The organism is Rhodococcus sp. P14 (genome assembly GCF_000256505.1).
In the GTDB taxonomy this organism is placed as follows: domain Bacteria; phylum Actinomycetota; class Actinomycetes; order Mycobacteriales; family Mycobacteriaceae; genus Rhodococcus; species Rhodococcus ruber.
Genome location: NZ_AJFC01000138.1, coordinates 1 through 9,823 on the forward strand (window position 1 = coordinate 1; position 9,823 = coordinate 9,823).

Sequence of the window (9,823 nt, forward strand, 5' to 3'; positions counted from 1 at the left end):
GCAGGAGCCGGGTCATCGCGATCCTCCTCTGGTCGTGTGCTTCCTTTATACCCCCTAGGGGTATGACTCCGCCAGTCCGGGACGGTCCTTTCCCCGAGACTCCCGGAATCGTGCGTACCGCCCGGGCGGAGGCTCGGGTGGGCCCGCTCTATCCTGAGAAGCTCCGACAGGAACGACGCACGATGTGAGGCACCGAGGTGGACGACGAGACTTCGGCCCGCACCCTGTTCCCGGGGCCGGACCCCACCGCGACCGTCCACCGCGACGCCGACTGGGCGGCGACCCAGCTGGGACCGATCGACACCTGGCCCCCCGAACTCACGGCGGCCGTGCGGACCGTCGTCCCGTCCCGGGTGCCCATGCTGCTGTGCTGGGGGCCGGAGCTGGTGCAGATCTTCAACGACGCCTTCCGGCCCCTGCTCGGGGAGAAGTTCCCGGCGGCGGCGGCCCAGCGAGCCGCCGAGTGCTGGGAAGAGATCTGGGACGTCATCGGGGCTCTCGTCACCCAGGCGCAGCGTGGGGAGCCGACCCTGTCGGAGCGGATGCAACTGTTCATGCACCGCTTCGGCTACACGGAAGAGACGTACTGGACGTTCTCCTACAGCCCCGTCCGCGCCGCCGACGGCACGGTCGCCGGCATCTTCGTCGCCACCACCGACGTCACCGAGCAGGTGCTCGCCGAGCGCCGGGCCGCCGTCCTGCGGGAACTCGGCCAGCTCGCGATGACGGAGACGGCCACCGCCCACGACGCCTGCCGGGCCGCGCTCGGTCTGCTCGGCGGTCACGAGGACGATCTGCCGTTCGGCAGTGCCCACCTGTGCTGCGAGGGGGTGATGGTGACGGTGGCCGAGTTCGGCGCCGCCCCCGGCGTCGTGTCGGACCTGTCGGAAGTGATCGCACGGGTGGCCGGGTCCGGCAAGGCCGAGGCCGTCGCGGACCTCGGTCCCGACCGCGACACCGCGGTGGTCCTGCCCCTCCCGGTCTCCGGGGGCGGCCCGGCCGGTGCACTCGTCCTCGGAACGAGCCGGTTCCGCGAGCTCGACGAGCAGTACCGGGTGTTCCTGGACATGGTCGCGGTCCGCGTGTCCACGGCGCTGTCCGATGCGCAGGCCTACGAGGCCGAACGCCGGCGAGCGGCCGAGCTCGCCGAGCTCGACGCCGCCAAGAGCCGGTTCTTCGAGAACGTCAGCCACGAGTTCCGCACCCCGCTGACCCTGCTCCTCGGCCCGCTGCAGACCCTGCTCGACGAGCACACCGCCGCGTTGCCTCCCGCCCAGGTCGCCGCCGTGGCCGCGGCGCGGCGGGCCGCACTGCGTCTGCAGCGGCTCGTCGACATGCTCCTCGACGTCGCCCGGGGCGACGCCGGCCGGCTCGCCGCGCACAGCGAGCCCACCGACATCGTCGCGGTGACGCGCGACGGAGCCGAGCTGTTCCGGGACGCGGCGGACCTTGCGGGGCTCGCCCTCGAGGTCGACGTCGACGATGTGCCGAGCCGGTACGTGGCCATCGACCGCACGATGTGGACACACATCGTGCTGAACCTGTTGTCCAACGCGATCAAGTTCACCCAGGCGGGATCGGTCTCGGTGACCCTGCGGGGTGACGGGGCGAACCTGGTGCTGCGCGTCGCAGACACGGGCACGGGCATCGCGGAGGCCGAGCGCGGCAAGATCTTCGACCGCTTCTACCAGATCGGCGACCGGTCCGGCCGCAGCCGCGAGGGGTCGGGCATCGGACTGTCCCTCGTCGCGCAGTTCGTCGCCGCCCTGGGTGGTTCGGTGTCCGTCGACGACGTCGCCCCGCACGGGACGGTGTTCACGGTGACGGTGCCCGCGGTGCCGAGCTCCCAGCCGGCGCCCGGCGCCGCGGACGACGTCGTGGCTTCGGCGGGCGCGGCGTACCTGGGAGAGGTCGAGGCGTGGCGGCCCGTCGCGGTGCCCGCAGCCGGCCCGCGCGAGGGACAACCGTGCATCCTCCTCGTCGAGGACAACGCGGACATGCGTGACCACCTTCTCGGTCTGCTCACGGCCCAGGGCTGGCACGTCGACGCCACGGCCGACGCCGAGTCCGCGCTCGAGCGGATCCGGGCCGAGCTTCCCGACCTGCTCCTCACCGACGTCATGCTGCCGGGGCGGAGCGGGTTGTCGCTCCTGCAGGACGTGCGCGACGACGAACGGCTGGCGCGGCTTCCGGTGATCCTGCTCACGGCCCGGGCCGGATCGGAGTCCGCCGTCGAGGGACTGCGAGCCGGTGCCGACGACTACGTCGTCAAGCCGTTCCATCCCAGCGAGCTCACGGCGCGGGTCCGGGTGCACCTGGAGATGTCGCGGCTACGGGAGGAGCTGCTCGCCGCGAGTGCGCACGAGGCCGCCTCGCTCCGGATCGCTTTGGATACCCGGAGTGTCACGAGCCGCGCCGTCGGCCTGCTCATGGCAGCGCACCGGGTCGACGCGGACACCGCATTCGCGCAGCTGTCGGCGATGTCCCAGGCGACGAACGTGAAGGTCCGTACGCTCGCGGCCGAGATCGTCGAGAACTTCACGGCGTCGCTCACCGAGCAGCCGCCTCCGCAGCCGTGACGGACCTGCCCGCGTGCGGCCCTGCCGATTCCGGGTCACCCGGGGTCGGCCGGTAAACTGCGGGGCGTCCGGTGTCCGTCCCCGGGCGCCAGCACTACTACCGAGGAGCAGCACGTGGCTCGTGTCGTCGTCGAAGTCATGCCCAAGGCCGAGATTCTCGATCCGCAGGGCCAGGCCATTGTCGGGGCGCTGTCGCGACTGGGCTTCGCGGGCGTGTCCGACGTCCGTCAGGGAAAGCGCTTCGAGCTCGAGGTCGACGGCAGCGTCGGCGACGCCGAGGTCGAGAAGATCGCCGAGGCGCTGCTGGCCAACACGGTCATCGAGGACTGGACCGTGCGCCGGATCGACGGTGACGCATGAGTGCACGCGTCGGGGTCATCACCTTCCCGGGCACGCTCGACGACATCGATGCGGCCCGCGCCGTCGAACTCGCCGGCGGTGAGGCCGTCAGCCTCTGGCACGGCGACGCCGACCTGAGGGGAGTCGACGCGGTGATCGTGCCCGGTGGCTTCTCCTACGGCGACTACCTGCGCTGCGGCGCCATCGCGCGCTTCGCCCCCGTCATGGGCAAGGTCGTCGAGGCCGCTCGGGGCGGTATGCCGGTGCTCGGCATCTGCAACGGCTTCCAGGTGCTGTGCGAGGCCGGTCTGCTGCCGGGTGCCCTCACCCGCAACGAGGGCCTGCACTTCATCTGCCGCGATCAGTGGCTGAAGGTGGAGTCGAACGACACCGCGTGGACCACCCGTTACGAGGCCGGTGCCGAGATCCTGGTGCCCCTCAAGTCGGGTGAGGGCCGGTTCCAGGCTTCGGAGGAGGTGCTGGACGAACTGGAGGGCGAGGGCCGCGTGGTGTTCCGCTACGCCGGCGACAACCCGAACGGCTCCCAGCGCGGCATCGCGGGCATCTCGTCGGCGAACGGACGCGTCGTCGGTCTGATGCCGCACCCCGAGCACGCCACCGAAGCACTCACGGGCCCCAGCGACGACGGGCTCGGCATGTTCTACAGCGTTCTCGACGCGGTCGTCTCCGCCTGACACCCGTTCGTAGGCAGGGTCAGGTCGAAGCGGGCGCCCCGCCCGGGCCCGTCGCTCGCGGCCGTGAGGTCGCCGCCGTGGGCGCGGGCGAGGCTGCGCGCAATGGTCAGGCCCAGGCCGCTGCCGCCGGGGCTGCGGGCCGGATCGACCCGGTGGAACCGCTCGAACACCGCGTCGAGCTGATCCGCGGGTATGCCGTCGCCCGTGTCGCGCACCCGCACCAGGACGGTCGCCCGGTCCGTGCGCTCGCACGTGACGACCACCCGGCCCCCGGCCGGCGTGTGCCGTAGGGCGTTCTCGAGCAGGTTCGTCAGGATCTGTGCGACCCGCTGCGGATCGAACCGGACCGGCGGCAGCACCTCGGGCGGTTCCGCCTCGAGTCCCACCTGCTTGTCGGCGAACCGCGGGGTCGCGGCCGACACCGACGCCGCCACCGTCGCGGCGAGGTCGCCCTCCTCGGGGTGCAGGTCGAGCGCGTGCTCGTCCGCGGCGGAGAGGTCGGACAGGTCCGACACGAGACGCCGCAATCGGTCGAGCTGATCGTGCATCACCTGCCACGAGGTGGCGTCGGCGGGCAGTACGTCGTCTTCGATGCCTTCGAGGTAGGCCTCGAGCGTCGCGACGGGGGTGCGCAGTTCGTGAGCGAGATCGTCGAGGAGCCGGCGTCGGGAGAGTTCGGTGGTGTAGAGACGGCCTGCCATGTCGGCGAAGGCGTTCTCGAGCCGGGCGAAGTCCGCGTCGCCGGACCGGGTGATCGGCACGTCGTAGCGGCCGCGGGCGACATGGCCCGTGGCCTCGACCAGCCGGCTCACCGGCGCGGTGATGCGGCGCATCAGGACGACGGACGTGATCGCGGCGGCCCCGAGCGCGACGGCCGCCCCGGCGGCGAGCGCGACCGCCCCGGCCTGCGCGAACGCCTCCTCGGTGTGCAGGCGCACCTGCGCGTTCTCCACACCCGCGTGGGCCAGGTGGTAGTGGAACAGCGGGGCGGCCACCAGCGTCGCGACCACGGTGAGTGTCGCCGCCCCGACGAGCAGCACGAGCAACTGCGCGATCAGCAGCCGCCCCCGCAGTCCCAGCCGGTTCACCCCGTGGCCTCCATCGCGTACCCGACTCCGCGCACCGTACGGACGAAGCGGGGGGCGGCGGCGTCGTCGCCGAGCTTGCGGCGCAGCGCACGGATGTGGACGTCGACGATGTGCTCGTCGCCGAACCAGTTCGGCCCCCACACCTCGTCGATGATCTGCCGCCGTGACAGCGCCGCCGACGGTCGATCCGAAAGTGCCAGCAGCACATCGAATTCCGTGCGTGTCAGCGCGACGGGTGCGTCGTCGACCGAGACGGTGCGCGACACCGGATCGACGACGAGCCCGCCGATGCGGCGCGGTGCCTCCGACGCGGTGCCGCTGCGGGGCCGGCGCAGCATCGCCCGTACCCGGGCGACGAGTTCCCTCGGCCCGAAAGGCTTCACGACGTAGTCGTCGGCTCCCACCGACAGGCCGATGACCTTGTCCACCTCGTCGCCCCGGGCGGTGAGCATGAGCACGTACGCGTCGGAGAACGTCCGCAGTTGCCGGCACACCTCGATCCCGTCGAAACCCGGGAGCATCAGGTCGAGCACGACGAGCACCGGATCCGTTCGCCGGGCGAGCGCGACGGCCGTCGGCCCGTCGTGGGCGAGTGCGACCTCGAAGCCCTCCCGTTCGAGATAGCTGGCCACCACCTTCGCCAGGGCTGCTTCGTCGTCGACTACGAGGATGCGCGGGCCGGGGGTGTGCACGCGGCCAGGGTACCCAGCGCTCACGGCCGCCCGTTCCTCGTCGCGGGGCGGGTGCGCGACCGGATGGCTCTGCCCGGCGACCGAGGGGGTGCCTCGCGTGCCGGGCATGCGGGTCATCGCCGCATCCGTCGCGGAGACCGCGCGTCCAGTTCGTCGCGCAGGGTCCGGTAGGTCTCGAGGTCGATCTCGCCGGAGGCGAGCCGCCGATCCAGGATCCGGCGGGCATCGTCGCCGGAATCCGGTGGTGCCGCGGCCCGGATCACCGCCCACACCACCACCCCGGCGAGCAACAGCCAGAACACACCCATCGCGAGGGCCGCGGCCCAGCCCGCGCCGCCGTACCAACCCATCATCGCGCACCTCCTGTGACGAGTGTGCGCGCCGCCGCATGTGGGCGGGCCCTGCGGACGATGAAGTTTCGATGAAGGACCGGCCGGGCCAGGGCCTGCGGCACCGGACCCGGCCGATGCGACGAGTACGTTCGAATCATGTTGTGGAACAAGAGAGTAGTAGCGGCGGCGGCAGCGGTGCCGCTGGCTGTGGTGATCGCGGCGTGTGGCAGCGACGAGCCGCAGCAACAGGCAGGGACGTCGGCCCCGGGCACGTCCCAGACCTCGGCTCCGGCCGCGCAGGCGCAGTTCGCCGACGCGGACGTCGAGTTCCTGCAGGAGATGTACCCCCATCACGCGCAGGCCGTGCAGATGGCCCAGGCCGTGCCCGAGCGCAGCGAGGATCCGCAACTGATCGACCTCGCCGCCCGCATCGAGGCCGCCCAGGAACCCGAGATGGAGCAGATGGAGTCGCTGCTCGCGGAGTGGGGGCAGGAGGCACCGGACGAGGACGGGATGGGGCACGGCGGCATGGGGATGCCCGGCGGCATGCCGGGAATGATGTCCGACGACGAGTGGGATTCCATGATGGGGGCCCGCGGCATGGACTTCGACCGCATGTGGCTGACCATGATGATCGCCCATCACGAGGGTGCGATCGAGATGTCGCAGACCGAGCTGGCCGAGGGAGTGAACCCGGAGGCGCGGCAACTCGCCGAGTCGATCATCGCGACACAGCAGGCGGAGATCGACGAGATGCGCGCCATGCTCGAGCAGTAGTTCCACCGCCGTGACCGAATCGTGACCGCCCCAATCCTTCCATTGATACCCCCTGGGGGTATCAATGGAAGGGTCCACGGAAACGGAAACGGATCGAGGCGAAAGCCATGACACAGCTCGCACACCACGGACACGGGGCCCACACCGCGCCACCCGGAGGGAACGACACCGGGCGCAGCCGGGACCGGCACGCCGGTCACGGGCCGCACGGTGAGATCTTCCGGCGCAGATTCTGGGTGAGCCTGGTCCTCGCGGTTCCGATCGTGGTCTTCAGCGCCATGTTCGCCGACCTGCTCGGCTACCCGCTGCCCGACGCCGCGTGGGCCGGATGGGTCTCGCCCGTCCTGGGCACGGTCGTCTTCGTCTACGGCGGCAGCCCCTTCCTCGTCGGCGGGTGGAACGAGCTGCGCGACCGCCGGCCCGGAATGATGCTGCTCATCGCCATGGCCATCAGCGTCGCGTTCGCGGCGTCCTGGGTGACCACGCTCGGACTGGGCGGGTTCGACCTCGACTTCTGGTGGGAACTGGCGCTGCTGATCGTGATCATGCTGCTCGGGCACTGGCTCGAGATGCGGGCGCTGGGCTCGGCGTCGCGCGCGCTCGACGCCCTGGCCGCGATGCTGCCCGACACGGCCGAGAAGGTGACCGCGGACGGCGTGGTGCCGGTCCCGCTCGGCGACCTCACCGTCGGCGATGTCGCCCTGGTGCGGGCCGGTGCGCGCGTCCCGGCCGACGGGACGGTCGTCGACGGCCGCGCCGAGGTGGACGAGTCGATGATCACCGGTGAGTCCCGCGCCGTGCCCCGCGCCGTCGGCGACACCGTCGTCGCCGGCACGATCGCCACCGACAGTGCACTGCGCGTGCGCATCACCGCGGTGGGGGAGGACACCGCGCTCGCCGGCATCCAGCGCATGGTCGCCGACGCGCAGGCCTCGTCCTCCCGAGCCCAGGCGCTCGCGGACCGGGCCGCCGCCTTCCTCTTCTACTTCGCCACCCTCGCCGGTGTCCTCACCTTCGCCGTGTGGACGCTGCTCGGCAACCTCGACGAGGCCGTCGTCCGTACCGTCACGGTCCTGGTCATCGCGTGCCCGCACGCGCTGGGCCTGGCCATTCCGCTCGTCATCGCGATCTCGACCGAGCGCGCCGCCCGCGCCGGCGTACTCGTCAAGGACCGGCTGTCGCTCGAGCGGATGCGCGGCGTGGACGTCGTCCTGTTCGACAAGACCGGGACCCTCACCCAGGGCCGGCACGTCGTCACCGACGTCGTCGCCACCGCCGGCACCACCGAGGACGACCTGCTGGCCCTGGCGGCCGCCGTCGAATCCGACAGCGAGCACCCCGTCGCCCGCGCCGTCGTTGCCGCCGCCGGAGGCCGGGCCGCGGTGCCGGCGAAGGACTTCCGGTCCCTGCCCGGACGCGGGGTGCGAGCCGTGGTGGACGGGGCCACCGTGTTCGTCGGCGGTCCGGCCGTCCTCGCGGACCTGGGGGCGCACGTTCCCGCCGACGTCGAGGCCGCGACCGGACCCTGGGTCGCGCGCGGGGCGTCGGTGCTGCACGTCGTGCGCGACGGTGCTGTGCTCGGGGCCGTCGCGCTCGAGGACGCGGTGCGCGAGGAGTCGCGGCAGGCGATCGACGCCCTGCACGCACGCGGAGTGAAGGTCGCCATGATCACCGGGGACGCGCTCCAGGTGGCCGACGCCGTCGCCGCCGACCTCGGTATCGACGAGGTGTTCGCGAACGTGCTGCCCGAACACAAGGACGCGAAGGTCGCCGAGCTGCAGGCCCGCGGGCACCGCGTCGCGATGGTCGGCGACGGCGTCAACGACGCGCCGGCCCTGGCCCGCGCCGACGTCGGCATCGCCATCGGCGCGGGCACCGACGTCGCCGTCGAGTCGGCCGGGGTGGTCCTGGCCGCCGACGACCCGCGTGCCGTGCTGTCGGTGATCGCCCTGTCGCAGGCGAGTTTCCGCAAGATGTGGCAGAACCTGGTCTGGGCCACCGGGTACAACATCGTCGCGGTGCCGCTCGCGGCCGGTGTGCTGGCCTTCGCCGGGGTGGTGCTGCCGCCCGCGGTCGCCGCGGTGCTCATGTCGGTGTCCACGATCGTCGTGGCGCTCAACGCGCAGTTGCTGCGCCGGTTGGAGCTGGATCCGGCGAAGATCGCAGCCGGGAGCTGACCCGATCGTCGTCCGGCGTGGCGAGAGAACATGACGAGAAAGGGACCCCGTCGCCGTCCCGATCGGCGGCGGGGCCCCTTCTTCTCCGGTCCGGAGCGGCCCCCAACCGGCTCCGGCCGGCACTGCCGAATCCCCCGATCGGCCGTGCCGGGCACCACTATGCCGCATGTCGCGGTCCGTGTCTCGAGTAGCATTACGCATCTTTCCCCGGGGCTGTCCGGCCTCGGGGCTGTCCGGCCGCCGGGGCGGAACGTGCCCGAGCGCAGCGGTCCGCCGCGAATTCCGCCTTTCCGGGGCACGGGAACGTCCCGGCGTGTCACGCTCGAACCATGAAGACTCGGACTGCTGTGGTGGCGGCGGTCGCCGCCCTCTTCCTCCTCACCTCCTGTGGATCCGACGACGAGACGTCGGCGCCGGCGAGCACGACCCGCCCGGCCGGCAGCGTCGCCTCCAGCGTCGTCGAACGTGCCGTCGACGCGGCGAAGCTGGGGACGTTCGTCGCGACGTTCCGGACGGGATACCCGAACCTGGCCGACGGCAGGGACGATGCCTCCATCGAGGCGATCGTCACCGAAACCTGTCCGTTGATCGACGACGGTGCGAGCGACGAGGAGATCCGCGACAACGTCGCCGAACTGTCCACCAACGGTGCGGTCGCCCCCACCGATCAGCAGGTGGACCGCATCACCCAACTCGTTCGCGCCGCCTGCTGACGGCGTACCCGGTGCCGTTGCGGCGCAACGTTGTCGGCCCCGTCCGTTACCGTCCCGGCCATGGCACTGAACATCGGCATGATCACCTTCGACAGCGCCGACCCCGGTCCGCTCGCCACGTGGTGGGCCGAACAGACCGGCGGCCGGATCGAACAGGACAACGAGGGCTGGTTCTTCGTCGTCGGAATGCCCGGCACTCCACAGAAACTCGGGTTCCAGAAGGTTCCGGATCCGACGCCGGGCAAGAACCGGATCCACCTGGACCTGGTGGCGCCCGACCTCGACGCCGAGGTGAGCCGGCTCGTCGAGGCGGGTGCGAGCGAGGTGCACCGCCAGGACATGGGCGGGTTCCGGTGGGTGACGCTCGCCGACCCGGACGGCAACCAGTTCTGCGTGGCGAGCACCCCCTGAGGTCTGTCGGAAGAGCGTCG

Annotated in this window: 10 protein-coding genes; 7 read left to right on the forward strand and 3 right to left on the reverse strand. The window is 71.7% G+C overall.

Annotation, left to right across the window (positions count from 1 at the left end; all coding sequences use genetic code 11):
- Positions 1 to 197: 197 nt before the first annotated feature.
- The 3 genes from OEY_RS0110485 (at position 198) to purQ (ending at position 3,613) form a co-directional block, all read left to right on the forward strand.
- On the forward strand, positions 198 to 2,579 hold the full coding sequence (locus OEY_RS0110485; protein WP_010593835.1) for an ATP-binding protein: 2,382 nt from the start codon (positions 198 to 200) through the stop codon (positions 2,577 to 2,579).
- A gap of 114 nt (positions 2,580 to 2,693) precedes the next feature.
- On the forward strand, positions 2,694 to 2,939 hold the full coding sequence (purS, locus tag OEY_RS0110490) for a phosphoribosylformylglycinamidine synthase subunit PurS (RefSeq protein ID WP_003936546.1): 246 nt from the start codon (positions 2,694 to 2,696) through the stop codon (positions 2,937 to 2,939).
- Positions 2,936 to 3,613 carry a phosphoribosylformylglycinamidine synthase subunit PurQ gene (gene purQ / locus OEY_RS0110495; RefSeq protein WP_010593836.1) on the forward strand — a complete coding sequence of 226 codons (678 nt, stop codon included), beginning with the start codon at positions 2,936 to 2,938 and terminating at the stop codon, positions 3,611 to 3,613. Before purS ends, purQ begins: the two co-directional genes overlap by 4 nt.
- On the opposite strand, the gene OEY_RS0110500 is transcribed toward purQ, so the two are convergent.
- Genes OEY_RS0110500 through OEY_RS0110510 form a run of 3 tightly spaced genes read right to left on the reverse strand, consistent with a single transcriptional unit; the run spans position 3,580 to position 5,746 of the window.
- Positions 3,580 to 4,701, reverse strand: coding sequence for a sensor histidine kinase (locus OEY_RS0110500; RefSeq protein WP_010593837.1), 1,122 nt, complete (start codon positions 4,699 to 4,701; stop codon positions 3,580 to 3,582). The two genes, purQ and OEY_RS0110500, sit on opposite strands and share 34 nt — an antisense overlap.
- On the reverse strand, positions 4,698 to 5,510 hold the full coding sequence (locus OEY_RS0110505; RefSeq protein ID WP_010593838.1) for a response regulator transcription factor: 813 nt from the start codon (positions 5,508 to 5,510) through the stop codon (positions 4,698 to 4,700). The genes OEY_RS0110500 and OEY_RS0110505 overlap by 4 nt, the downstream gene beginning before the upstream one ends.
- Positions 5,507 to 5,746, reverse strand: a complete 240-nt coding sequence (locus OEY_RS0110510) for a hypothetical protein (RefSeq protein WP_010593839.1) — start codon at positions 5,744 to 5,746, stop codon at positions 5,507 to 5,509. Before OEY_RS0110510 ends, OEY_RS0110505 begins: the two co-directional genes overlap by 4 nt.
- Positions 5,747 to 5,920: 174 nt before the next feature.
- On the opposite strand from OEY_RS0110510, the gene OEY_RS0110515 reads away from it, so the two are divergent.
- The 4 genes from OEY_RS0110515 to OEY_RS0110530 all read left to right on the forward strand — a co-directional run bounded on the left by OEY_RS0110515 (position 5,921) and on the right by OEY_RS0110530 (position 9,803).
- Positions 5,921 to 6,502 carry a DUF305 domain-containing protein gene (locus OEY_RS0110515; protein WP_010593840.1) on the forward strand — a complete coding sequence of 194 codons (582 nt, stop codon included), beginning with the start codon at positions 5,921 to 5,923 and terminating at the stop codon, positions 6,500 to 6,502.
- Positions 6,503 to 6,609: 107 nt separating this feature from the next.
- Positions 6,610 to 8,679, forward strand: coding sequence for a copper-translocating P-type ATPase (locus OEY_RS0110520; RefSeq protein WP_010593841.1), 2,070 nt, complete (start codon positions 6,610 to 6,612; stop codon positions 8,677 to 8,679).
- Between the two features lie 347 nt (positions 8,680 to 9,026).
- Positions 9,027 to 9,392: a hypothetical protein gene (locus tag OEY_RS0110525; protein WP_010593842.1), complete on the forward strand. Its 366-nt coding sequence runs from the start codon at positions 9,027 to 9,029 to the stop codon at positions 9,390 to 9,392.
- A gap of 60 nt (positions 9,393 to 9,452) precedes the next feature.
- On the forward strand, positions 9,453 to 9,803 hold the full coding sequence (locus OEY_RS0110530; protein WP_010593843.1) for a VOC family protein: 351 nt from the start codon (positions 9,453 to 9,455) through the stop codon (positions 9,801 to 9,803).
- Positions 9,804 to 9,823: the final 20 nt, after the last annotated feature.